The organism is Janthinobacterium sp. NFX145 (genome assembly GCF_049810325.1).
In the GTDB taxonomy this organism is placed as follows: domain Bacteria; phylum Pseudomonadota; class Gammaproteobacteria; order Burkholderiales; family Burkholderiaceae_D; genus Janthinobacterium; species Janthinobacterium rivuli.
The window spans coordinates 2,771,232-2,793,750 of the sequence record NZ_CP187360.1 but is presented as its reverse complement, the minus strand read 5'-3'; the positions used below and the strand labels follow the sequence as shown (position 1 = coordinate 2,793,750).

Genomic DNA, 22,519 nt, shown 5'->3' with positions numbered 1-22,519 from the left:
ATTAGTTGCAATTATGCGGCATAAAAAAGGGGCCAGACCCTGTCAGGTCCGACCCCAGCCTTTGCTATGGTTTCAGGCTTACACCGCCTTGCGCCGCCGTCCGCGCCACCACAGCAGCAAGCCCAGCAGCACCAGCACGCCGACGATGATGCCCGCGCGGGCCAGGCCGATCAGGTTGGACGGCGCGCCACCATTGCGCAGGGTCGTCACCTGCTGCGGCGTGACCTTGACAGCGGGGTTGCCGTACATCTGCTGCACGTAATTGCCGAGGGTGACGATCTGCTCGTCCGACAGTGTCTGGCGGAAGGCGGGCATCAGGTGTCCACTGCCACCATCCTGCCGCTCGACACCATCGAGTATCGCCATCACCAAGTTATTGCTGTTGCTGCGGCCCGTCACCGAATTGTGGAACAACGGCGGCAAGCTGCCGTCGAAACTGCCCTCGCCCCTGGCCTGGTGGCAGCTGGCGCACTGCGCATCGTACAGCTGCGCACCAGACATCCTGTTCAGATTTTGCGGCAGCGGCACGCCGCGGATGGCGTTCAACTGGTTTCCCGCCTGACCCCATTGCGTCACCGGTTTCGTGTCCGCCTTGTCGCGGATGGCGGGCACGCCCTTGATGTAGTGCGCGATGGCGTTCAAGTCCGCGTCGCTCAGGTGCTTCAGGCTATGGTCGATGGCTTCGGCCATCGGTCCCGCCGCCTGCGCCTTGCTGGCTGTGCGGCCCGTGCGCAGGTAGCCGGCCAGTTCCTGCTGGCTCCAGCCGCCCACGCCGCTGTTGACGTCCGACGTGATGTTCGGCGCGTACCACGTGCCCAGGTCCGCGCCGCCCAGTTCCTGCGACAGCTGCTCGGCCATCAGCGCATTGCGCGGCGTGTGGCAGGTGCTGCAGTGAGCCAGGCCCTGCGCCAGGTAGGCGCCTCGGTTCCATTCCATGCTTTTCGACACATCGGCCACGAAAGGCTTCTTATCGAGGAACAGCAGATTCCAGCCCGCCATCGACAGGCGGATATTGAACGGGAACGGCAAGTCCGTCTTTTGCGCCGGCGCCATGTCCACCGCCGCCACGCCATGCATGAAGTAGGCGTACAGGGCGGCCGTGTCGTCGTCCGTCACCTTGGCGTAGGCCGTGTACGGCATGGCCGGGTACAGGTTGGCGCCATCGGCCCGCACGCCGTGGCGCACGGCGGCGGAAAACTGCGCCAAGGTGTAGTTGCCGATGCCATGCGTTTTTGACGGCGTGATGTTGGTGGCGACGATGGCCCCCAGCGGCGTGACCAGGGACAGGCCGCCCGCCATCGGTTTGCCGCCAGGCACGCTATGGCAGGCGATGCAGTCGCCCGCCGTGGCCAGGTAGCGGCCGCGTTCGATCGCCTGCACGTCCGCGCCCGGCGCTGGCGCCGCCAGCACGGGCAAGGCCAGGGACAACAAGGCGGCGCCGGCCGCCAGTCTGAAGACCGTCATCATGCCGTTCCTCCCTGTTGTTCGTCGAGGATATGCTTGACGGTGCGCAGCGCCACGGCCAGGCCGTTTTCCGTCGAATTGCAGGTGCCGGACGTGGGCAGCACGCCGGTGCTGCACAGGAACAGGTTGGCGTGGTCGAACGTGCGGCCCCACTGGTCGCACACGGCCTTGGCCGGGTCGGAACCCATCGACAAGGTGCCGCAGATGTGCTGGTTGTTGGCAAATACGCCTTCTTTGCTGTGGCGCAGATTGGTGCCGCCCATCAGCTTGGCGATGCGTTCGAAATCCTGCTTCGCCCGCTCGTGGCCGCGCTTGGTGTATTCATCGATCGCGTAATGCACCTGGGGCTTGGGAATGCCCATGCTGTCCTTTTCTTCGCTCAGCGTAATGCGGTTTTCAGGATTTGGCAGCACTTCGAGCACCGTCTTCAAGCTCATTTCGCGCGCCGAGCGGAAACGCAGCTGCTGTTCGAATTCTTCGCCGAACACGCCCTTGCTGATCAGATCCTTGGTGGCGCCGTCGACTCTCGAGATGTTCGTGAAATCGAGGCGGTACGGCGAATGCTCGCTGCGGAAGCCGCCATCGCGCATGGTGTTGATCGAGTTGGGGCTTTGCGGACCACGGCCCAGCCACAGGTCTTCATCGGCGTCGAAGGTGAGCGAAGTGCTCGGATGGTCCATCAGGTTGCGGCCCACCATGTCGCTGCTGTTGGCCAGGCCGTTCGGATACTTTTCCGAGGCGGACAGCAACAGCAGGCGCGGGCTTTCGATGCCGTTGGCGGCCAAAACAAACGTCTTGGCCGTCACGCGGTGGCTCTTCTTGTCGACGTCGTAGTACAGCGCGGCCGTGATGCGGCCCTGCGCGTCGTGTTCCAGCTTGTAGACGTTGGCATTGCACAGGATTTGGACGCCGGCTTCCTCGGCCTGCAGCGCGGCGATGCCGCCGTGGTATTGCGCGTCGATGGGGCAGATCGGCTGGCAGCTGTTATTGCCGCAGCAGGCCGGACGGCCATCGTAGCTGACGCTGTTGCGCGCCACCGTATTGCCGACCACCTTGAAGACGGGGTCGAGGCGCTCGCGGATGCGGCGCATGGCAAACGGTTCCGTCACGGGTTCCATCGGGAAGGCCTGCTTGCGCGGCGAACCCGTATTGTCGGCGCCCGAGACGCCCATGATGTCTTCCGCTTCCTGGTAGAACGGCTCCAGGTCTGCATAGCTGATCGGCCAGTCGACGCCCACGCCATACAGGGTATGGATGCGGAAGTCGTTCGGCACGTTGCGCCACGCTTGCGCGGCCCAGTGCCACGAGGTGCCGCCAAACTGGCGGATGTATTCGGCCGGGTACGGATACGGACCGGCCTGCACCAGGTAGCCGCTGTCCTTGGGCTGGTAAATCGGGTGCGGCGCGGTCGGCACCGACGGGTACGGCGACATCAAGTCGCTGCGGCGCGTGGAGTTGCGGAAGCGGCCGACGATTTCGCCGCGCGTCACGCGCGGTCCCGCTTCCAGTATCTGCACCTTGGCGCCAGCCAGCGCCAGCTTGCGCGCGACCAGGGAGCCGATGATGCCGGAGCCGATCACAATGTAATCGGCAGTGTATTGTTCAGCCATCATGGCTCCTTAGATTGGTTTTCTGGCCCAGCTGCCGTAGGCGCCGTAGGAATACGAAGGGGGGACCAGCACATCGGCGACGACGGCTGCGTTCAGCGCTTCTTCATAAGCGACGCAAACCGCCGCCTCGCCCGTGCCGACGATGCCCAGGTACCAGGCGCTGGCGATCTGGCGCGGCAAGGCGGCCACCGGCGACTGCGCCGCATCGAGCGCGGCTTGCATGCCAGCGCTCTTCAGTCCTTGCGCGTTGATCAGCGCCAGCAGGGTGCGCACGTGCGCGGGAAAGGCGGCGTCCTGCGCCACCAGCGCCTTGTACAGGCGCTGGGCCAGATCCGGATCGAGTGCCTGGCGGCCCACCAGCACGGCGGATACGGCCAGGAAAGCGCCCTCTTCCGCATTGGCGACCGGCTCGGCCAGCGCCCAGGGAATCAGCGCCGCGGCAGACACCGACAGCAAGCCGGCCAGCACCATGCGGCGGCCGGGATTCAGGGGGCCGCGGCCCTCCTTGTTATATGTAGCGTCCAATTGAAGCTCCCGTGAGTTCAGCAACCGTTCAGAAAGAATGCTTGAGACCGACCATGACGACCGTCTGGCCGCCGTTCGACGACGGCGTGCCGTTTTGCGAATCGCCGACCGAGGCCACGGCGTTGACGATGGCGCCATCCTGGCCCAGGGTCTGGCCGCGTGCCAGCTGGCGCGCTTCGATCAGGTAAATCGCCGTGCGCTTCGACAGTGCGTAGTTCTGCTCGAACGACAGCTGGCGGTAGCGCGCGCGGTCGGCGATGCCGTTGGCGTGGCTGGCGAAGGTGTCGCTGTAGCCTGCGGCCAGGAACCACTGCGGCGTCAGCTGATAGCTCGAGATCAGGCCGGCCGTGTTGAAAATGGCCGTGTCGCGGAAGGCCGAGCGGGTACCGGCCTGGTATTGCACGTTGCTGGCGTTGGCGCCCACCATCCACTTGCCCATGGTGTAGCGCGCGCTGGCGGCGATGAACTGCACGCTCTCCGCCGAGGCATAGCCCTGGTTGATGGCCGAGATGCCGAAGCTGCCCGACGCCTTGCCGTTCCAGCCGGCGCCATTCTGTCCATTTTTCAGTTTCAGGTAGCCAAGCGCGAATTCGGCTGGCGACGTGCTGTATTTGACGGCGGCGCTGAAGCTGCTGCCCACGGCATTGCCATCAGACGCTTCGCCAAAACCGTACTGCGCGCTGGCCTGCAGACCGCGCCATGCCGGCATGCTGTAGGTGACGGAATTGCTGATGCGCACGGTCGTATCGAGGCCGTCGATATCGCCCGGGTGGGCACCGGTGGCACCCGTCAGGACGTTGCTCGACGCCAAAGAACCCACCAGCAGGTAGTACGGGGTGTACTGGCGCCCGGCCGTCACGCTGCCGTAGGCTGACGATTGCAAACCCACGTAAGCCTGGCGGTTGAACAGGGTGCCGGCGGAACTCATGGCGCCCGTGTCGCTTTCAAAACCGTTTTCCAGCAGGAACAGCGCCTTCAGGTCGCCGCCCAGGTCTTCCACGCCCTGGAAACCGATCTTGCTGGCAGACAAGTTACCGCTGCGCATGTAGGTAGTCGACTTGCCGCCCTGGTTGCTGGCGTAGGCGGTGGCCGCATCGACGACGCCGTAAATGGTGACATTGCTTTGGGCGCAAACGTTTGCGCCGATGAGCGTGGAAACGGCCAGCGCCGCAGCGCGCATGCATGGTGTGTTCATTTTTTTCCTGACTTTCCTGTTTTATCTGGCGAAATACGGGCGTGGCGCCGCGTTGCCGCCCCATCCATTGATACGGGCGTCCGCTGTTCTTCTTGATTTGGATCAAGTGAGGCAAATTATACGCTTATTTACTCACATGTAAGTAATTGACTGTAGGGCGTAGTCTTATAGCAAAACCAGCAAGCGCGCGGCCGCGTGCCCCGCAATGTGCGGAAATGACGGCGGCAGGCATGCGGAAAGCAGCGGCGGCGCGTGTCGAAAAACACGCGCCCGGTGGAGGGTCAGGCAGGCGGAAAAACGGGGGGAATGGAAAGGTCAGCGCAGGATGGCGAGCGCCACCGGCAGGGTTTCAAGGGCAATAAAGGCTTCCAGGGCACGGCGCATGTCTTCGAACACCTGCTTGCCGTAGGCCGCTTCCAGGTGGGCATACTGCAGGTCGATGAGCTTACCCATTTGCATCAGCAAACTGGCGCCCGCTTCGGACAGGTGCACCTTGCGGCGGCGCTGGTCGCCTTCGAACTTGCTGCGCCCGATCAAGCCGATTTCTTCCATGCGCGCCAGGATGCCGCTCATGCTGGGGCTGGAAATCTGGCAGATCTCGCACAGCTCGCGCGGTTCCAGGGTCGGGCTTTCATTGAGCGCGCGCATGATGCGCCACTGCTGCTCCGTCACGCCAAAGTGATTGAGGATGGGGCGGAAATGCTGGAGCAGGCTATCGCGGGCCTTCAGCAGCAGTTGCGGCATGTTCGGATAACGGATCGGTGACTGCAAGCGGAACTCCTTGGATGGCCGGCAAATGAGGGGCATTATACGACCCGCCCGAAGACAATAGCGGCAAAATTCCCCTTCCCTGCCGCTCCCATGCCATGGCGTCAGCTTTTGGCTTTTCTCTGCTCCGGGATGAAGTGTTCGCGCACGGCCTTGGCCAGCAAGTCCGGCGGCAGCAAGCCCTGCCCCAGCAGGAAGTTGTTGAAGGCCAGGCGGTCGAATTTCTCGCCCAGCGCCAGCTCCGTTTCCGCGCGCAGCTGCAGGATGCGCGTATAGCCATAGAAATAGCTGCCCGCCTGGCCCGGCATGTTGAAGGTGTAGCGGTCCAACTCCTGGCGCGCCATCGGTTTCGACAGCATCACTTCATCAGTCAGGATACGGCCCGCCTCTTCGCGCGTGACTTGTCCCAGGTTCAGCATCGGGTCGAGCATGGCGCGCGCCGCGCGCAGCATGCGAAATTGCAGCGCGATGAACTGGCCTTCGGCCGGCTCGTAGGGAATCATCTCCGCTTCCGCGTACAGGGCCCAGCCTTCCACGTTGACGCTGTTGAACGCGTACAGGCTGCGCGCCTGCGACACGCCCCGCTCCACCATGGCGCTGAACTGCAACTCGTGGCCAGGGCGGCCTTCGTGCGCGCTCAGGGTCCAGGCGGCGCCCGCGAAATTGAAATCGTCATACGCTTCGCCCTTGCCGCTGGCGGCCGGATTGCTGACGGGCAGGACGAACTGGCCATGTTCTCCCGTATTGCCGATCAGCGGAGGCGGACGCATATGCGGCGCCGGCTGGGCCGCCGATTCTGCGGCGGACGCCAGGCGCATGGTCATGGCGCGCGCAGGAATATCGACCACGCGCTGCAGGGCGATGCGCTGTTCCAGCTGCATGTTGACGCCCTTGTAGTGCGCTTCGAGCTGTTCGTTGGGAATCGAATCGCTTTTCAGCGCGCGCAGCACCTGGCGGTAGTCACTGCCGTCGACGCCCTTCAGCGACAGTTTCGACGCCACCACGGGAGCCAGCGCCTGCATGGCGGCGCGCGTTTCCAGGTAGGCCACTTGCGCCCGTTCGACCAGCGCGCGCGGCTCGATGTCGATGCCCACCTGCTTCAGGCGGAATGCATACAGCTCGGGCGCCATGCGGAAATCCGTGCGCGCCAACGGCATCACCACTTGCTTTTCCCATGCCGCATACTCGTTCAACTGCTGTTCCATGGCCGCCAGCGAGTTCTCCGCACCGGTGACTTTCATGTCGGCGAACAGCTTGCGGATGCCGGCGATATACGTCGGCACGTTTTCCAGCGACTGCTCCACCTGCAGGCGCACGGGGCCCGCCAGGCCAGGCTGGCCGATCTTTTCCGTGAAGCGCGCCCTGGCCTGCGCCGTGATCGGCGTGCTGCCCGGGAATTGCCCCACGTAGCGCCGCAGGCGTTCGAGCGCCTTGGCGCGGCGTGCGGCCGGACGCTGCTCCTGCAGCAGGCTTTGCATGCTGCCAAAGACCATTTGCGGCACATCGACCCACGGCAAGGTGTACTGGGCTTCCAGCTGCGCGCCCGTGATTTCCTGGTCGACGGCGCCGATCAGAATTTCCAGGTCCTGGCGTATGCGTTCGTCGCGTTCCAGTTCCAGCTTTTGCTGCAATTGCGCGCGCGCCTTTTGCATGGCCGCCACATGGCGCTCGGTGATGTTCGGCCCCAGGTCGGCAGCCAGGCCATCGTACTGGGACAGCCCCGTGTCGGAGGCGTCTTCGGGCGAAAACTGCGCCTGCGCCGCCAGCACGATGGCCGCGTTGCGGTTGCTGGCCTCGACCCAGGCCGATGAAGCGCCTGCAACTGCGGGAATGGCAGGAGCGGCGGCCATGGCGGGCATGGCAAATACGATGGAAAGTGCGGCTGCCAGCACGGGCTTGCACAATTGCGGAGTGACGGACATCGGGGGATTCCTTCCTGAGGTGAGCGATGAGCGATGAGCGAATCGGCGAGTATCGGCCAGCCTCGCATGCCTGTCAATTCAGGCCGTTCAGGGCCGGCAGGTTCCACGGCGTGACGATCTGGATGACGGACAATGGCGGCGCTTGCGACAGGACCGGCAGCGCGCCCTGCGCCCGCAGCACCTCTTGGCAGGCGCGGCGCATGTCCTGGCCCAGGTCATGGTGCAGCACGGCGTGGATGGCGCCCGACTTGAGCAGTGCCACGTTGTCCGCGTCCAGGTCGTGGCCGATGAAGACCTGGCAAGGCCGGTCCGCCTGCGCGAATGCCTGCACGATGGCGGCATTGCCGCCGCCTATCGAATACACGGCGGCGATGTCCGCATGCCCGGCCAGGGCTTGCCGCACCAGCGCGCCCGTGGCGCCGTCGATGCCGTGGCCTTCGCTCACTTCGACGATGGATAAATGGCGGTGCCGTTCGCGCAGCGCGCGGCGAAAGCCGATCTCGCGCTCTTCCTCGCCGTGAAAGCGGTTACTGCTCAGGGTGACCAGCACTTGCTGTTTCCTTGGCCGCTTGCCCGCCCCCAGCCACTGGCCGATCAGGCAGGCGGCAGTCTCACCCGCCGCGCGGTTATCCATGCCCACATAGCTGCGGCGCGCGGAAGCGGGCAAATCCGTCACCAGAGTCACCACGGGAATGCCGGCCGCCGCCAGCCGGTTCACCGCCTCGGCCACGGGCGGCAAGTCCGGCGCTTTCAGCAGCACGCCGTGGCTGCCGTTCTTGCGGATGCGTTCGAGCAGTTCAACGATGCCATCCACTTCCAGGGTTTCATGCAAATGAAAGCGCGAGCGCAGCACGGCCGGATGCAAGGACGGCAGCTCCGATTCGAGTGCGGCGCGCACGGCGTCCGTAAAACGGCGCGGCGCCACCATCAGCACGTCGAGCATGAATTTTCTGCCGGACAGCCCCACCTGCGTGCTTTGCCGCGCCAGCTCGTCGAGCGCCTGCATCACGCGGCGCACCGTATTGGCATGCACGCCGCCGCGCTGCTTGATCACGCGGTCGACGGTGGCCACGCTGACGCCGGCCTGCAGCGCCACGACCTTGACGGGAAACGGATGCGTCATGCCATGTCCATGGTAATTGATCGTTTATTGATGGTTTTTTGATGGATTTCCTGATGAAAAATGCGGATTTTCATCCCTATACTGATTCTACAACTTAAACAACGGAGACACCGCATGATCACCAAAGACGCCGCGCCGCCCGTGCCCTTCTGGCTGTCGCAGCAAGACTGCCAGCTCGATGACTTCATCCGCACCGTCAGCCAAGGCACGGCGCTGGCTGACTATCCCCACGCCGCCTCGGTCGATGCAAACATCCTCGTCTACGACTGTGACCAGGTGCGCGCGCTGGCCGCCAGTACGGCGTCGCTGCGCGCGCTGCAGGCAGAATGGGGCAAGGCGCTGATGGATGGCCCCGGCGTCATCGTGCTCCAGCGCGCCGTCGACGACATGGTTACCCTGGAACAGGTGAGCGGCGTGTTTCACGCACTGATCGCCGAACAGCACGCGAGCGGCCAGGCGGGCGGCGACCATTTCGCCAAACCGGGCGCGAATGACCGCATCTGGAATGCCCAGCAAAAACTGTGTCTGCGCGCGCCCGAGGCGTTCGCGCGCTATTACAGCAATCCCGTCTTCGCGTGGATCGCCGAGGCCTGGCTCGGTCCCGCCTACCAGATGACGGCGCAAGTGAACGTCGTAAACCCGGGCGGGGCGGCCCAGGCGCCGCACCGCGACTATCACCTGGGCTTCCAGAGCGCCGCCAGCTGCGCCGCCTATCCCGCGCCCGTGCACCAGATGTCGGCCCTCCTGACCTTGCAGGGCGCCGTCGCCCATTGCGACATGCCGCTGGTATCGGGCCCCACCCTGTACCTGCCCTATTCGCAGCGCTACCGGCCCGGCTTTCTCGCCTGGCAGCAGCAACCGTTCCGCGATTATTTTGCGCAGCATTGCGTGCAGCTGCCGCTGTCACAAGGCGACGCCGTCTTCTTCAACCCGGCCCTGTTTCATGCGGCGGGCCATAACCGCTCGCCCGACATCCGCCGCATGGCGAATTTGCTGCAAGTGTCGTCGCCATTCGGGCGCGCCATGGAAACGCTGGACCGCCGCGCCATGAGCGCAGCGCTGTATCCGGCGCTGCAGACCTTGCGCGCGCAGGGCGACTTGAATGACCTTGGTGCCAGCCATGCGATTGCCGCCTGCGCCGAAGGCTATGCCTTCCCCAGCAACCTTGACCGCGACCAGCCCATAACCGGCATGGCGCCGCCCACGCAGCAGCAGCTCATGCACGAAGCGCTGGCGCAAGACTGGCCCATAGCGCGCTTCCTCGACGCGCTCGACAGCCATGCCTGGCGCCAGCAAGCCTGACTTCCCTACCGCGACATTTTCGGAGACTCCGTATGCAAGACATCAACATCGGCCTGATCGGCGCCGGCTACATGGGCAAGGCCCACACCATCGCCTACAAAGCCGTGCGCAGCATTTTTCCCACGACCTTGAACCCCTTATGCGAATGCATCTGCACCAGCAGCGCGGAAGGCGCCGCCCGCAGCGCGCAGGAACTGGGCTGGAACCGCTCCACGGGCGACTGGCGCGCGCTGATCAATGATCCCGCCATCGACGCCATCATCGTCGCCACGCCGCCGGCCACGCACAAGGACATCGTGCTGGCCGCGCTGGCCCTGGGCAAACCCGTGTTTTGCGAAAAGCCGCTGGGCATGACGGCCGCCGAATCCCTGCTGCTGGCGCAGGCGGCCGACGCTGCGGGCGTGGCCAACATGGTGGGCTATAACTACATCCGCACGCCCGCCAGCCAGTTGGCGCGCCACATCATCGAATCGGGCGAAATCGGCGAAATCATCCACGTCGCCGCCGAACACGTGGAAGACTACCTGCACGACCCGCACGCTCCCGCCTCGTGGCGCACGCGGGAAGCGACGGCAACGCGCGCCGGCGCGCTGGCCGACGTCGGCTCGCACCTGCTCAACCTGGCCCTGCGCCTGGGCGGCCCCGTCGACTCGCTGGTGGCCGACATGAATACCGTGCACGCGCAGCGCCAAGGTCCGGCTGGCATGGAAGCGGTGGAGAATGACGACCAGGGGAATGTGATGCTGCGTTTTGCCAGCGGCGCGCTGGGCGCCCTGACCTTCAGCCGCGTGGCGGCCGGACGCAAGATGGGTTACACCTACCGCATCACGGGAACGAAAGGCGCACTCGCCTTCGACCAGGAAGAGCAGAATGCACTATGGCTGTACGACGCCGGCCGCCCGGCGCAGCGCCAGGGTTTCCAGCGCCTGCTGATGGGACCCGCCCACCCCGACTACCTGGCGTTCAGCCAGGGCGCCGGGCACGGCACCGGTTACAACGAGCAGATCGTCATCGAAGCGCGCGATTTTCTGCAGGCCATCGCCGGCGGCCAGCCGGTCTGGCCCACCTTCCGCGATGGCTACGAGGTGGACCGGCTGATAGCCGCGGCGCTGCGCTCCGTCAAAGAGCGCAGCTGGATTTCCCTGCGTTGACGACAGGGGTGGTTTAGTAGGCCAGGCCGTCACCGAACTTGTACAGCGGATGGGCCGTGTCATACGGCACGTCCGACTTCTGCACCTGCACTTCGGCCATCGACGATGGCAGTTCGAACGGCAGCTTGCCTTGCGGCTTGGCCTTGCCCGTCAGGACATCGAACAGCGCGCCGTCGCTCACGCCGAAGTTGGCGAGGATGGCGCTGGCCTTGTCCTGCACGTTGCCGAGGATGGCCGGGCGGTCCAGGTACACGGTGACCACCGTCTTCGGCGCATACTTCGCCGCGTTCTTGATCGCCTCGTAGTCGGCGTCGCCGTCGACATAGTTCAGGCGTCCTTCATGCTGCATGCTGCCGAAGATGTAGTTCGGGTGCAGGATTTCATACGGCGCGGCCACGCGCAGCAGGGCCACGTCCGCTTCCTGCGGCGTGGCGACCACGGTGTAGCCATACTGCTGCGCCACGGCCGCATCGATTCCGTACAGGTAGACTTTCTTGACGGTGGCCGCCAGCGGCAAGACCTTGTCCTTGTTTTCCAGCAGGACGAGCGAGCGGCGCTGGGCTTCAAGGCCTGCCTCGATGAAGTCCGCCTTGCCCACCGTGGTGGCCGCCTTGGCCGCATCGACAAACGGATGCTCGAACAGGCCCTGCTTGAATTTCTGGATCAGGATGCGCCGCGCCGACGCATTGATGCGCGCTTCCGTCAGCTGGCCGCGCTGCACGGCTTGCGTCAGGTATGGCGCTTCCGTCACGCCGCCAAACTGGTCCATCCCCGCCGTCACGGCTTTCACATAACGCTCGGCCTTGGTGGCGTCTTCCATGCCCCACGGCGTGCCGAAGCCCATGAAGGAAGGCGCGACGCCGGGCGCCGTGCCGTTGCGGCAGTTGGCGTCGCAGTCGGACGTGATGCCCCAGTCGGACAGGATCACGCCTTCGAAGCCGTATTTGCCGCGCAGCAGGTCCGTCAGCATGGTCTTGCTGAAGCCGGCCGCCACCTGTTCCAGGGTGATGCCGTCGATCGTGATATTGCCGTCCGGCAGAGCGTAGGTCGGCATGACGGATGCCGCCTTGGCCATGAAGGCGCCTTCGAACGGTTTGACGTGGTAGGCGAAGTTGTTGCCCGGGTAAGTCATGTAGCGGCCATAATAATTGTGGCCATCGTAGCCCTCTTTCGTGGCGCCGTAGCCGACCCAGTGCTTGACGACAGCCACCACGCTGCCGTCATGCAGGCCCGTGTTCCCATCCTGGAAGCCTTCGATATAGTGCTGCACCATGCGCTTGGCCAGGTCCGCGTCTTCGCCAAAGGTGCCGTTGATGCGCGACCAGCGCGGCTCGGTGGCCAGATCCGCCTGCGGCGACAGGGCCTGCGTGATACCGACGGCCAGGTATTCCTGGCGCGCGATGTCGCCGAAGCGGCGTACCAGCGCATCGTCGCCGATGGCGGCCAGGCCCAGGGTTTCCGGCCATTGCGAGAATCCCTTGGTGCCGGCGCTGGCGCCCACCGTGTACTGGAAATGGTGGCGCGGGTCCGTGCTGATGGACACGGGAATGCCATGGCGCGACGTCTCGCTCAGGGCTTGCACCTTGTTGTACTGCGCCGCCATATTGGCCGAGTCGCCCGCCATGCGCGTGATGAAGGTGTTGACATACTGCTTGACGATCAGGTCTTGCAGCGCCGTCAAGTCGTAGGCGCCGCCCTGGCCGATGCCGGTGGGGTCGGCCACGGTGGGCGCCGTGCCATGCATCATCAGGCCGGCTTTTTCATCAAGGCTCATGCGCGACAGCAGGTCGTCCGCGCGTGCCTCGGCCGACAGGCGCCAGTCTTCGTACGGGTCGATCTTGCCGTTGCGGTTCATATCCTTGAAGGCATAGCCGTCGGCCTGGACCAGATTGAAGGTGGTGGCGCCGAATACGGGCTGCTTGTATTCCTCGCTGACGGTGTCGTTGCCGCAAGCGGCCAAGGCAAGCGTGGCGACGCAGCCGGCGACCAGGCGGGCCATCGGTTTCAAAGTGCAATTCATCATTATCTCCAAGACTGTTTTTGTAGGTATCAAGGCGCGGCAGCAAGGCCGGCCAAAAACAATATAGCGTGAGAATGCGTGAGTTTCTTGACCGCGCAACACGTGCTTTATACCCGCGAGAACAATTTTTGGTTAGATGGCACAACAACCAACAATTTCCTACAAAGTGCTAATATTTATGAAAAATTACTACAACAAGCAGAATAAGCAGGAGACAACCTTGCACAAACCCGATACGCGCACGGTTTCGAACCGGATCGCGCAGCAATGCGCGCGCGCCATGCAGGCCGATGGCCACGACCCCGCCGAATTTTTTCAGCGCACGGGCATCACGCCGGCGCAGCTGGACGAGCCGGGCGGCCGCATCAACGCCGAGCGGCACCGCCGCATGACGGCCTACGCCCAGCAACTGCCGCAGCACCGCGGCCTGCTCGACCTCGACGTGACGCACTGGTTCGCGCATTACTCGGGCATCGCCCACGTCTGCTTCAACCGCCCCACCCTGCGCAGCGCGCTGCACGAGCTGCTGCACTTGCGGGGCCTGATCGGCGAATTCGATTTCATGCTGATGAGTGAAAATGGCACGCGCATCGAGATCGAATACCTGTCCGAATTCTGTTCGCTAGGGGGCGCCATGCAGGCGCTGGCCAATTTCCGCATGCTGTCACTGGTCGCGCGCGCCTACGACGATGGCGCGCCCACCGCCTTCCATGCCGGCTTCCAGGGCAAGGCGCCGTGGTTCGCGCCGGCCATTTCCGAGTGCTTCGGCGCCGCCGCCACCTTTGGCCAGGCGCGCAATACCCTGACGTTTGACGCACCGGCGCTGGACCGGCCCTTCGCCCAGTTCAACGCCATGCTGGCGCCGCACGCGCTGCGGCACGCGCAGGGGCAATTGCAGCAGTTGCAGGGCGCGCAGCTGTTTTCGGCCCGCGTGGAGCAAGCCATCATCGATCTGCTGGGCCGGCAAGGCGCAGGCGACGCCGACAGCGCCTCGCTGCTGCCGGCCCTGTGCGACGGCCTGGCGATGAACCGCTGGACCTTGCAACGTCAGTTGCAGCAGGAGCAGACCTCGTTCCGCGCCCTGGAACTGCGCGCCAAAAGCCGCGAATCGCGCCGTCTGCTGCGCGAAACGAGTCTGAGCGTGGTGGAAATCGGCGAACGCCTGGGATTTTCGTCGCAAAGCGCGTTCACCCGCTTTTTCAAGACCCAGTTCGAACTGCCGCCAGCGCGCTACCGGCACGACATGCAAAGTGCCAATACCGCCGTTTGAACCGAGCTAGTCGCCTGATGGCGCTTGAGCGGCGCTTTTGGCATCAAACACCAGCCGCGCCGTATCGATGGCGTCGCGGTGGCCATGGGCCCAGGCGCCCAGCGCGCTGATGGGGATCAATAGCGAGCGCCCCAGGTCCGTCAGGGCGTAGTCGACGCGCGGCGGCACGGTGGGAAATACGGTGCGCGTGACGAGTCCGTCGCGCTCCAGCCCGCGCAGGGTCAATGTCAGCATGCGCTGCGAGATGCCGCCGATCAGGCGGCGCATTTCGTTGAAGCGCTTGGTGCCATTGCCGAGCAATATCACCACCATCACGCTCCATTTATCGCCCACGCGCGTGAGGATATCCGTGATCGGGCGGCAGGAAGCGGCCACGCCCGCGTGGCCGCCCTCGTCGCGCATGCGCCGTTCCAGCTCCGCGCCTTGCGCGGCGGCGTCGCCCATAGTCACATCCGTGTGCCCCAGTGTGGAAAAAGTGCCTTCTTGTGCGTTCATTTGATAGTCACTATATTTAACTCGGTTACAAAAACATACCACCCGATCATACCACCCAAGAAGGCACACATGAACATCCTGCACATCGATTCGAGCATCCTCGGCGAGCATTCCCTCAGCCGCCAATTGTCCGCCGCCATCGTCGCCCGCCTGCAAGCGGCCGCGCCCGGCGCCACCGTCCAGTACCACGACCTGGCCGCGCAACCGTTGCCGCAATTTACGGCAGCCCCCAGCGCCGCCGATGGCGCAGCGCTGGCCGGCGCGCTGGAGCAAGTGCTGGCCGCCGACGTCATCGTCATCGGCGCGCCCATGTACAACTTCGCCATCCCCAGCCAGCTCAAATCGTGGCTCGATGCGCTCGCCGTGCCCGGCAAAACCTTCCAGTACGGCGCCAACGGCCCCGAAGGCTTGTTGGGCAGCAAGCGCGTGATCATCGCCTCGACGCGCGGCGGCTATTACGGCGCCGACACGCCGATGGCGGCACTGGAACACCAGGAAAGCCATCTGCGCGCCTTCCTCGGTTTCCTCGGCATCACGCAGATCGAGATCGTGCGCGCCGAAGGCGTCAAGGTCAGCGACGCAGCCAGAGAGCAAGCCTTGGCGGGGGCCTTCGAGCAGATCGGCGCGCTGCAAGCCGCGTAAGGAGTGCCGGCTGCGCCGCAAGCCGTCGCGGTGCAGCCGGCAAGGAAGCGCCAGATGCGCTAAGCTGCTGGCACCCCAACCACAAGGACTTCCATGACCCTGATCATCGTCGCCACCATCGATGCCCAAGCCCAACATATCGACCCCGTGCGCGCCGCCCTGGAAGCCGTCGTGGCACCGAGCCGCGCGGAAAGCGGCTGCCTGCGCTACGAACTGCACCTCGACAACAAGATACCCACGCGCTTCATCATGCTGGAGGAATGGACCGACAAGGCCGCTCACACGGCGCATGAAGCGACACCGCACTTCAAGACGCTGGTCGCTGCCGTGGGCGATAAGGTCGTCAACATCGATATCGCGGAATTGAGCAAGCTGAAGTAACAGCCAGCGCGCCGCGCAAGCGCGCGGCCATCTTGGCAAGTTGCCATCTATAATATGGCAACTTTTCTTTATGGCCATCATGACTCCATTTTCCAAGATACAAGGCGCCGTAGCGGCAGCCGCCCTGACACTTTGCGCTTGCGCCTCGGCGCAAACTGCCCTTCCCCTGACCAAGCTGGTGGGCGAATACAATCTTGCCTCGTCGGCAACCGTGCCGGCCAGCACCTGGGGTTACTCCAAAGGACGCATTTCGGTCAAGCAACTCGACGAGCGGCACCTGCTGATCGCCCTGTCCTGCGAGTGGAAACGCGAGCCGAAGGCAGTCTGCGGCGATTATTTCTATGCCCAGCAGCGCGACGACGGCCTGTATCTGCAGGACATGAATACCTTCGCCATGCGCGTGTACTTCGATCCCGCCTCACGCAAGCTCACCATCATCTCGCGCGGCGCCGACGCCAAACAGAGCGTGCGGCACGACGTATTCGCCGCCACGACGGCGCCGCTCACGGATCCCGCTTTGGTACGCCGCATGAAGCGCGAACTGTCGAATGCCGACAGCAAGGAAAACCGGCGCGTGTTCGGGCCCTACACCAAGTGGGACTACCAGGAAAACCGCATCGAGTTCCAGCGCCAGGACTTGACGGCACCATGATGCCGCGCCTGATCCAGCCCCTGCGGCGCCAGCTGCTGCGCCTCGCCGGTGTCCTGCTGTGTTCGCCCGTGCTCGTGCGCGCGGCAGACAAGGACCTGCCCAGCGCGGTGCATCAGCGCATCCTGGCCACCCTCGACGCTCCGCTGCCGAAAATACTCAATGTGCAGCATCTGGCGCTGATACGGCGCTTCAACATCGGCTGGTCGCCCGTGGAAAGCGGCGCGCCCATGCTCAATCCGGCCTACCCGCTGGGCAAGGGCGACACCCTGCAACTGGCCATGCAGGCCATCGCCAGCAAGGATGCGGCGCTGGCCGCGCAGCGCCTGATGGAAGCGGCGCTGCTGCTGCCCCACTTCGTGCAGATGGCCGACCTGAAGCCAGGCAGCTATGCCAACAGCAAGGCGCCGTTTACTTTGACCGCCCGGCATCTGACACTGCTGCGGCAACAGTCGTGGATGTCGCTGGAAATGCTGGGCATGGCGGCGGAAGACTACCTGGCCGAAGGCTATTGGCCCACCCCGTCCGTGGACGGCAAGCGGCCGTATGGCGACTTCACGAATTACCCGGTGGAAATGGCGCAGGTACTGGGCCTGCCAGTGCGCAAGGAAGCGAACGGCAACCTGGCCATCACACCCGCGCTGCGAGCGGAACTGAAAACGCTGCACCAGCAGACCATGGCGGCGCTGCAAGTGTTCGTGCGGGAAGCGGGCTTGCGGCGCAATACGGTCTGACACGCAGGCAGCCTGGACGGGCGCAATGGAACTACCCTTTTTCAATTCCGATCATTTTTGGCGGCGACGGGTCTTTTCTGCGCTCGCATACCAATACGCGCAATGCGACAGATAGCGGCACGCCATTTGTGTGCAAATATTTGGCTGCCACGGCGGTGCCAAGCATTTCCTGGAAAATAATCGCCACATCTATTTTTTGTGCCATCAATGCATCGATCCGCCTGGGATGATCAAGCGCCACCTGCGCGAGGTCACCGATGTAATTTTTATTTACCATGTAAATTCATGTCAAGTATGGGACAAGCACCGTATGCTCCCGCTTCAGCCTGCCGCAATTCGACAGACCGCCTTGATTGATCCTTTTCCAGTACCAAGTATTTTTTATTTCTTCAAGCAGACATCACTCACTGAACCACTGCTGACCCCATATCCTAGCAGTAAGAATATATTCTAAAATCAATACACAAAAAACATTGACTTATATCAACTCAGATAATGCAGCAGGCATGGAATTGTAAAAATATAAAATCAATATTCCATTGGGAAATAATTTACCAACCACAAGAAACATTAATTTCCATCTGGAATTTATTTTATTTAGAATAATATAAATTTCCCAGTGAAATTTTTAACAGACGAGCGATTCCTTCGTGCGCTAGAGAAAATTTTTATATAGTAATATTTAAAAGATATTCAAAGCATTTTGGGTGAGCATTCCGGATGGTGAAAAAAAGAAACACTTCATACGTCATCGAGTTTACGCAGCGAACGACGCGGGTATTAAGGTCGCTCAATGTTGAGTCTGGACGGATGAAGATTGATATCAAAGACACGGCGATGCCGTTCGACACGCGTATAGTCGATGCCTGGGTCAGCATCGAAGACGGCATCCTGTGGCTGGAGCATGAAACGGGAGAGGACTATACGGTGAAGATCAGGCTTGCAACAGTGCTACGCTGGTCACGTGAGCCCAAATGGTAAGCAGACTGCCGGCCCCACGCGGCACTTTTCCAGTTGGACTGCCACCGCGCGGGAAGCGGGCTTGAGGCGCAATGCCTTGCCATAAGCAGGGTATTACAAGACATCGAGGTTTGCCAGCATCTTGCGCGCCTGTTCCTTGAAATCGGCGATTGCCGCCTCGTCCATCTTCTCCAGCTGGCGATACGCCATGCCAATGCGGGGATTGCGTTCCAATGTGTCCGCGTTGCGATGGAAAAAATCCCAGTACAGGGCATTGAAGGGACAGGCGCGCTCGCCGATGCGCGCCTTTTTATCGTAATGGCAGCCCTTGCAATAATCGCCCATGCGGTCGATATACGCGGCGCTGGAGACATACGGCTTGGTGGCCAGCAGCCCGCCATCGGCGAACTGGCTCATGCCAACGGTGTTGGGCAGTTCCACCCACTCGAAGGCATCGATATAAATGCCCAGGTACCAGCCATGCACCCGGGCAGGATCGAGACCGGCCAGCAGTGCGAAATTGCCGATCACCATCAGGCGCTGGATGTGATGCGCATGCGCCTGTTCCAGCGACTGGGTGATCGCCTGCGACAGGCAATGCATCTTCGTCTTGCCATCCCAAAACCATGCCGGCAGCGGGCGCGCATGGCCAAAGAAATTCTTCTCGGCATACCCAGGCATATGGGCCCAATACACGCCGCGCACATATTCGCGCCATCCCAGTATCTGGCGTATAAAACCCTCGACCGCGGCCAGCGACGCATGGCCCGCCTGATAAGCCGCTTGCGCCCTGGCGACGACTTCGCGCGGGTTGAGCATTTTCACGTTCAGCGCGAACGACAGCAGGGAATGAAACAAGCGCCAGGCCTTGACGCTCATCGCATCCTGGAAGTCGCCAAAATGCGGCAAGGCCCGCTCGATGAAGGCATCGAGCTGCTGCAGCGCTTCATCCCGGTTCAGCGCCCACGCCAGCCGGTCGGCATGCGGCGCACCGAAGTTCTTCACGCCTGCGGCGACGATGCTTTGCCATAGCAAAGAATGGTCATGCACGGTGCGCGGATCCTGCGGCTCGGCGGGCGTGCCGCGCCAGGGCTTGCGGTTATCGTGATCGAAGTTCCACTGGCCGCCGACGGGCTTTTTCGCGTCTTCCATCAGCACCTGATGCGTGCTGCGCATCTGGCGGTAGAAAAACTCCATCAGCCACTGCTTGCGTCCGGCGAAAATATCGGCAGCTTCGTGGCGGGCCGTGTAGAAATGGTCGCTGTCGACCATCAGCCATGGTATGCGCGAACGGCGCCCGGCCTGGTACAGCTGCTGGTCGAGGCGCCACTCGTCGGGCGCCTGGTATTCGAAGGCGGCGGCGTCATAGTGGCGTATCAGCGCTTCGATATTCTCCGGTATCGACAGCGTGCTTGCCACGTCGTCGATGGCGATGTAATGCACGGTGTGGCCGAGCTGGCGCAACTGGCGCGCCAGCTCGCGCATGGCAGCGAAGATCGCCAGGATTTTCTGCGCATGGTGCAGCACATAATCGGTTTCTTGCCGCACCTCCATCAAGACATAGATGGTGGCGCCATCGACCTCGGTGAACCAGCGATGCCGTGCATTGAGCTGGTCACCGAGTATCAGGCGCAGCGTGGGCTTCGGTGAGGTCATGATTATTCTTTGCAATGGTTGAAATCGCCATGGCGGCGCTTATCCTTGCGGCACCGGCTGCGCCGCAGGAGCAGGCGCAGGCGCCGCCTCCTGCACCGCCTTGCCATGCGACTCCTGCCCGCCCTCGCCTTCGGGCGGCATGGCCAGCGGCGCTGGCGGTGCGCCTTCTTGCAGCAAATCTCCCGGCTCTTCCACCGGTTCATCCTCGGGCTCGTCGACCGGCTCCACATGGCGCAGCGGCGGCGGTGGCTTGCCGCCAGGGAAGATGGCGTCGCGCGACAGTTTTCCCGTGTCGAGCGCCGTCTTGAAGAAGTCGCCCACCACCAGCACGGCGTTGTGGCCGCCCTGGCCCCAGTAATTGCTGCGCATGGTGACGCGCGCGTCATTGAAGCCGACCCAGGCGCCGCCCACCAGTTCCGGATGCATCAGGATAAACCAGCCGTCCGCATTGTTTTGCGTGGTGCCGCTCTTGCCGGCCACGTCGGAACGGATGCCGAAGCGGCTGCGGATGGCCGTGCCCGTGCCGCGGTCGATCACGCCGCGCATCATGTCCGTCAGGGTGGCGGCCGATGCTTCCTGCATGGCACGCTTGGGCTTGTCTTCGCCGAAGCGGGCGATGACCTTGCCTTCGCGGTCGGTAATGTGCGTGACGACAAACGGCAGGCGCGCTTCGCCCTGGGCCGCGATGCTGGCGTAGGCGTTGACCATTTCCAGCAAGGTGACCGGACTGGTGCCCAGCGCCAGCGACGGCACTTTTTCCAGCTTGCTGTCGCGAATGCCCAGCGCGCGCGCCAGCTTGATGATCGGCGGCAAGCCGACGTCCTGCATCACTTGCGCCGTGATGGTGTTTTTCGAATACACGAGGCCGTCGCGCATGGTCATGTCGCGCCCCGTCGTGCCGCTCATGTCCGTCGGGCGCCATTTGGTGCCGTCGGCCGCATTGATATCCATCACTTCATCGCGGTAGACGTGCTCGGGGCTCAAACCCTTTTCCAGCGCCGCGCCATACACGATGGGCTTGAAGGTCGAGCCGGGCTGGCGCGCCGCCTGCGACACATGGTCGAACTGTTCGCGCGCAAAGTCGCGACTGCCCACCCAGGCGCGCACGGCGCCCGTGGCCGGGTCCATGGCCGTAAAGCCCGCTTCCAGGCGCGTCTTCGACTTGCGCAGGGCCGCCATGAAGGCGCGGTCGCCCTTCAGTTGCGCCAGCGCCGCCTCGGGCGTGCCGCCGGCCGCCGTCAGCTTGCGGTAGTCAGCCGACTCGCGCACGAAGCTGTCGAGCAAGCCAGGATGCGATTTCCAGAAATAATCGAAGGGCACGCTGCCGCCCTGCATGCCCGCGTACATGCCCGTCGAGGTGGACGACGGCACGCCGGCGCGGCTCCATTCCACGTCGGCAATCGCCTGCAAGGCATTCGCCTGGCGCTCGACGGCGCGCTCGGCCGCCTGCTGCAAATCGTGGTCGAGCGTGGTGTGCACAATCAAGCCGTCGCGCTCCAGGTTGTAGTCGTTTTCGTCGGCCCAGTCGATCAGCCACTTGCGCACATAGGCCGTGAAATGGCTGTCCGATTGTGCCCGCTCGCTCTGGCGCTCGAAATGCAGGCGCAGCGGACGCTTGATCAACTGTTTATAGCGTGCCTCGTCGATGACGTCGTGCTTGCGCATTTGCCCCAGCACCACGTTGCGGCGCTGCAGGGAACGTTCAGGGTTGCCGACGGGATTGTAGTAATTCGTGCCCTTGAGCATGCCGACCAGGGTGGCGCTTTCCAGGATGTCGAGGCGCGAGGCGGGCTTGTCGAAGTAGGTGCGGGCCGCCATTTCGATGCCGTAAGTGTTGTACAGGAAGGGTACCGTATTCAGGTAGGCTTCCAGAATTTCCGTCTTGCTGTAGGTGGCCTCGATTTTCAGGGCCGTGATCAGCTCCTTCAGCTTGCGGTTCAGGTTGCGCGAACGGCCGATTTCCTCGGGGAACATATTGCGCGCCAGTTGCTGCGTGATGGTGGAACCGCCCTGGGGGTTGCCGCTTGCGGTGTGCAAGACGGCGCCCGCCGTGCGCGTAAAATCGATGCCGTGGTGGTCATAGAAGCGGTGGTCTTCCGTCGAGATCAAGGCGCTGATCACGTTCGGCGAAATCTGCTTCAAGGTGACCCGTTCCTGCAAGCCCTGGTCGAAGCGGGCCAGCTCCTCGCCGCCGGCGCTGACCATGGTGCTCGGCGCGGCCGCGCGCGCCTGGCGCAAGTCGTGGATGCTCGGTGTCAGGGGAATCAGCAGCAGCATGTACAAGGTCAGCAGCGCCAGCACGGCCAGGAAAGACCATAATCCCAGCACCAGCGCGCGCCGCACGGGCGGCAAGGTCATCAGGTGCGCGTGGCCGCGCCGGTACAGCGCCACCGCCCTCACCCACGCCGCACCGGCCACGCGCCATGCCTGCGCGCGCGCCCATGTGTATGCCTGCCTTGCTTTTTCCTGAAACTGCTCCATGCCTGATGCCATGCTTGTAACCTTGTCTGATGCCGGAAAATCCGTTTCAGCAAGTATATAGGGCGGGCTTGTGTCGAGTGAAAAAACTTCGCATTGGTGCCATATTCCCAAATAAGATCATCGGCAATTTTTACAAAATATAAACAGCAAAACCAATAAAACCTCCTTACC

20 protein-coding genes are annotated in these 22,519 nt (G+C 63.2%); 8 read left to right on the top strand and 12 right to left on the bottom strand.

The window, feature by feature from the left end; all coding sequences use genetic code 11:
- Positions 1–78: 78 nt before the first annotated feature.
- The 7 genes from ACPJXG_RS12470 to ACPJXG_RS12440 all read right to left on the bottom strand — a co-directional run bounded on the left by ACPJXG_RS12470 (position 79) and on the right by ACPJXG_RS12440 (position 8,607).
- Positions 79–1,467 carry a c-type cytochrome gene (locus ACPJXG_RS12470; protein ID WP_425254441.1) on the bottom strand — a complete coding sequence of 463 codons (1,389 nt, stop codon included), beginning with the start codon at positions 1,465–1,467 and terminating at the stop codon, positions 79–81.
- A complete protein-coding gene (locus ACPJXG_RS12465) occupies positions 1,464–3,074 on the bottom strand; it encodes a GMC family oxidoreductase (RefSeq protein ID WP_425254743.1) in 1,611 nt (536 codons plus the stop codon). Before ACPJXG_RS12465 ends, ACPJXG_RS12470 begins: the two co-directional genes overlap by 4 nt.
- 9 nt (positions 3,075–3,083) lie before the next feature.
- On the bottom strand, positions 3,084–3,599 hold the full coding sequence (locus ACPJXG_RS12460; protein WP_255206321.1) for a sorbitol dehydrogenase family protein: 516 nt from the start codon (positions 3,597–3,599) through the stop codon (positions 3,084–3,086).
- A gap of 28 nt (positions 3,600–3,627) precedes the next feature.
- Entirely contained in the window at positions 3,628–4,794 is a 1,167-nt protein-coding gene (locus ACPJXG_RS12455; protein WP_425254440.1) for a porin, read from the bottom strand.
- Positions 4,795–5,109: 315 nt separating this feature from the next.
- Positions 5,110–5,565 (bottom strand): homoprotocatechuate degradation operon regulator HpaR, encoded by a 456-nt coding sequence (gene hpaR / locus ACPJXG_RS12450; protein WP_425254439.1) that lies wholly within the window; start codon positions 5,563–5,565, stop codon positions 5,110–5,112.
- Between the two features lie 101 nt (positions 5,566–5,666).
- Positions 5,667–7,484, bottom strand: a complete 1,818-nt coding sequence (locus ACPJXG_RS12445) for a DUF885 domain-containing protein (protein ID WP_425254438.1) — start codon at positions 7,482–7,484, stop codon at positions 5,667–5,669.
- Between the two features lie 73 nt (positions 7,485–7,557).
- A complete protein-coding gene (locus ACPJXG_RS12440) occupies positions 7,558–8,607 on the bottom strand; it encodes a LacI family DNA-binding transcriptional regulator (RefSeq protein ID WP_425254437.1) in 1,050 nt (349 codons plus the stop codon).
- Positions 8,608–8,721: 114 nt separating this feature from the next.
- On the opposite strand from ACPJXG_RS12440, the gene ACPJXG_RS12435 reads away from it, so the two are divergent.
- Positions 8,722–9,909 carry a phytanoyl-CoA dioxygenase family protein gene (locus ACPJXG_RS12435; RefSeq protein ID WP_425254436.1) on the top strand — a complete coding sequence of 396 codons (1,188 nt, stop codon included), beginning with the start codon at positions 8,722–8,724 and terminating at the stop codon, positions 9,907–9,909.
- A 32-nt stretch (positions 9,910–9,941) separates the two neighbouring features.
- On the top strand, positions 9,942–11,060 hold the full coding sequence (locus tag ACPJXG_RS12430) for a Gfo/Idh/MocA family protein (protein WP_402718449.1): 1,119 nt from the start codon (positions 9,942–9,944) through the stop codon (positions 11,058–11,060).
- 13 nt (positions 11,061–11,073) lie between these two features.
- Here ACPJXG_RS12430 and ACPJXG_RS12425 read toward each other — a convergent pair whose 3' ends face one another.
- Complete coding sequence (locus ACPJXG_RS12425) at positions 11,074–13,083, bottom strand: glycoside hydrolase family 3 protein (protein WP_425254435.1); 2,010 nt, start codon at positions 13,081–13,083, stop codon at positions 11,074–11,076.
- A gap of 217 nt (positions 13,084–13,300) precedes the next feature.
- Here ACPJXG_RS12425 and ACPJXG_RS12420 point away from each other — a divergent pair, with 217 nt between their 5' ends.
- On the top strand, positions 13,301–14,350 hold the full coding sequence (locus ACPJXG_RS12420) for a helix-turn-helix transcriptional regulator (RefSeq protein ID WP_402718451.1): 1,050 nt from the start codon (positions 13,301–13,303) through the stop codon (positions 14,348–14,350).
- A gap of 6 nt (positions 14,351–14,356) precedes the next feature.
- Here ACPJXG_RS12420 and ACPJXG_RS12415 read toward each other — a convergent pair whose 3' ends face one another.
- Complete coding sequence (locus ACPJXG_RS12415) at positions 14,357–14,752, bottom strand: winged helix-turn-helix transcriptional regulator (RefSeq protein ID WP_176389929.1); 396 nt, start codon at positions 14,750–14,752, stop codon at positions 14,357–14,359.
- Between the two features lie 162 nt (positions 14,753–14,914).
- On the opposite strand from ACPJXG_RS12415, the gene ACPJXG_RS12410 reads away from it, so the two are divergent.
- From ACPJXG_RS12410 to ACPJXG_RS12395, 4 genes are all read left to right on the top strand, one after another.
- Positions 14,915–15,487, top strand: a complete 573-nt coding sequence (locus ACPJXG_RS12410) for an FMN-dependent NADH-azoreductase (RefSeq protein ID WP_425254434.1) — start codon at positions 14,915–14,917, stop codon at positions 15,485–15,487.
- Between the two features lie 93 nt (positions 15,488–15,580).
- Entirely contained in the window at positions 15,581–15,868 is a 288-nt protein-coding gene (locus ACPJXG_RS12405; protein ID WP_425254433.1) for a putative quinol monooxygenase, read from the top strand.
- A gap of 79 nt (positions 15,869–15,947) precedes the next feature.
- Positions 15,948–16,520 (top strand): hypothetical protein, encoded by a 573-nt coding sequence (locus ACPJXG_RS12400; RefSeq protein ID WP_425254432.1) that lies wholly within the window; start codon positions 15,948–15,950, stop codon positions 16,518–16,520.
- Positions 16,517–17,251: a hypothetical protein gene (locus tag ACPJXG_RS12395; RefSeq protein WP_425254431.1), complete on the top strand. Its 735-nt coding sequence runs from the start codon at positions 16,517–16,519 to the stop codon at positions 17,249–17,251. Before ACPJXG_RS12400 ends, ACPJXG_RS12395 begins: the two co-directional genes overlap by 4 nt.
- Positions 17,252–17,282: 31 nt before the next feature.
- Here ACPJXG_RS12395 and ACPJXG_RS12390 read toward each other — a convergent pair whose 3' ends face one another.
- Complete coding sequence (locus ACPJXG_RS12390) at positions 17,283–17,528, bottom strand: hypothetical protein (RefSeq protein ID WP_099402167.1); 246 nt, start codon at positions 17,526–17,528, stop codon at positions 17,283–17,285.
- A 533-nt stretch (positions 17,529–18,061) separates the two neighbouring features.
- Between ACPJXG_RS12390 and ACPJXG_RS12385 the strand changes: the two genes are divergently transcribed.
- Complete coding sequence (locus ACPJXG_RS12385) at positions 18,062–18,232, top strand: hypothetical protein (protein WP_158300136.1); 171 nt, start codon at positions 18,062–18,064, stop codon at positions 18,230–18,232.
- Positions 18,233–18,325: 93 nt separating this feature from the next.
- Here ACPJXG_RS12385 and ACPJXG_RS12380 read toward each other — a convergent pair whose 3' ends face one another.
- Together ACPJXG_RS12380 and ACPJXG_RS12375 are read right to left on the bottom strand one after the other, a co-directional pair.
- Complete coding sequence (locus ACPJXG_RS12380; protein WP_425254430.1) at positions 18,326–19,867, bottom strand: cryptochrome/photolyase family protein; 1,542 nt, start codon at positions 19,865–19,867, stop codon at positions 18,326–18,328.
- A gap of 39 nt (positions 19,868–19,906) precedes the next feature.
- On the bottom strand, positions 19,907–22,360 hold the full coding sequence (locus ACPJXG_RS12375; protein WP_425254429.1) for a penicillin-binding protein 1A: 2,454 nt from the start codon (positions 22,358–22,360) through the stop codon (positions 19,907–19,909).
- Positions 22,361–22,519 lie beyond the last annotated feature (159 nt).

Excerpts from the sequence above, each read along its gene's own strand:
- ACPJXG_RS12400 (WP_425254432.1), top strand. The coding sequence starts at position 15,948 with ATGACTCCATTTTCCAAGATACAAGGCGCCGTAGCGGCAGCCGCCCTG.
- ACPJXG_RS12445 (WP_425254438.1), bottom strand. The coding sequence starts at position 7,484 with ATGTCCGTCACTCCGCAATTGTGCAAGCCCGTGCTGGCAGCCGCACTT.
- ACPJXG_RS12470 (WP_425254441.1), bottom strand. The coding sequence starts at position 1,467 with ATGATGACGGTCTTCAGACTGGCGGCCGGCGCCGCCTTGTTGTCCCTG.
- ACPJXG_RS12430 (WP_402718449.1), top strand. The coding sequence starts at position 9,942 with ATGCAAGACATCAACATCGGCCTGATCGGCGCCGGCTACATGGGCAAG.
- ACPJXG_RS12380 (WP_425254430.1), bottom strand. The coding sequence starts at position 19,867 with ATGACCTCACCGAAGCCCACGCTGCGCCTGATACTCGGTGACCAGCTC.
- ACPJXG_RS12405 (WP_425254433.1), top strand. The coding sequence starts at position 15,581 with ATGACCCTGATCATCGTCGCCACCATCGATGCCCAAGCCCAACATATC.
- ACPJXG_RS12440 (WP_425254437.1), bottom strand. The coding sequence starts at position 8,607 with ATGACGCATCCGTTTCCCGTCAAGGTCGTGGCGCTGCAGGCCGGCGTC.
- ACPJXG_RS12455 (WP_425254440.1), bottom strand. The coding sequence starts at position 4,794 with ATGAACACACCATGCATGCGCGCTGCGGCGCTGGCCGTTTCCACGCTC.
- ACPJXG_RS12395 (WP_425254431.1), top strand. The coding sequence starts at position 16,517 with ATGATGCCGCGCCTGATCCAGCCCCTGCGGCGCCAGCTGCTGCGCCTC.
- ACPJXG_RS12435 (WP_425254436.1), top strand. The coding sequence starts at position 8,722 with ATGATCACCAAAGACGCCGCGCCGCCCGTGCCCTTCTGGCTGTCGCAG.
- ACPJXG_RS12390 (WP_099402167.1), bottom strand. The coding sequence starts at position 17,528 with ATGGTAAATAAAAATTACATCGGTGACCTCGCGCAGGTGGCGCTTGAT.
- ACPJXG_RS12425 (WP_425254435.1), bottom strand. The coding sequence starts at position 13,083 with ATGATGAATTGCACTTTGAAACCGATGGCCCGCCTGGTCGCCGGCTGC.
- ACPJXG_RS12465 (WP_425254743.1), bottom strand. The coding sequence starts at position 3,074 with ATGGCTGAACAATACACTGCCGATTACATTGTGATCGGCTCCGGCATC.
- ACPJXG_RS12410 (WP_425254434.1), top strand. The coding sequence starts at position 14,915 with ATGAACATCCTGCACATCGATTCGAGCATCCTCGGCGAGCATTCCCTC.
- ACPJXG_RS12385 (WP_158300136.1), top strand. The coding sequence starts at position 18,062 with ATGAAGATTGATATCAAAGACACGGCGATGCCGTTCGACACGCGTATA.
- ACPJXG_RS12415 (WP_176389929.1), bottom strand. The coding sequence starts at position 14,752 with ATGCGCGACGAGGGCGGCCACGCGGGCGTGGCCGCTTCCTGCCGCCCG.
- ACPJXG_RS12375 (WP_425254429.1), bottom strand. The coding sequence starts at position 22,360 with ATGGCATCAGGCATGGAGCAGTTTCAGGAAAAAGCAAGGCAGGCATAC.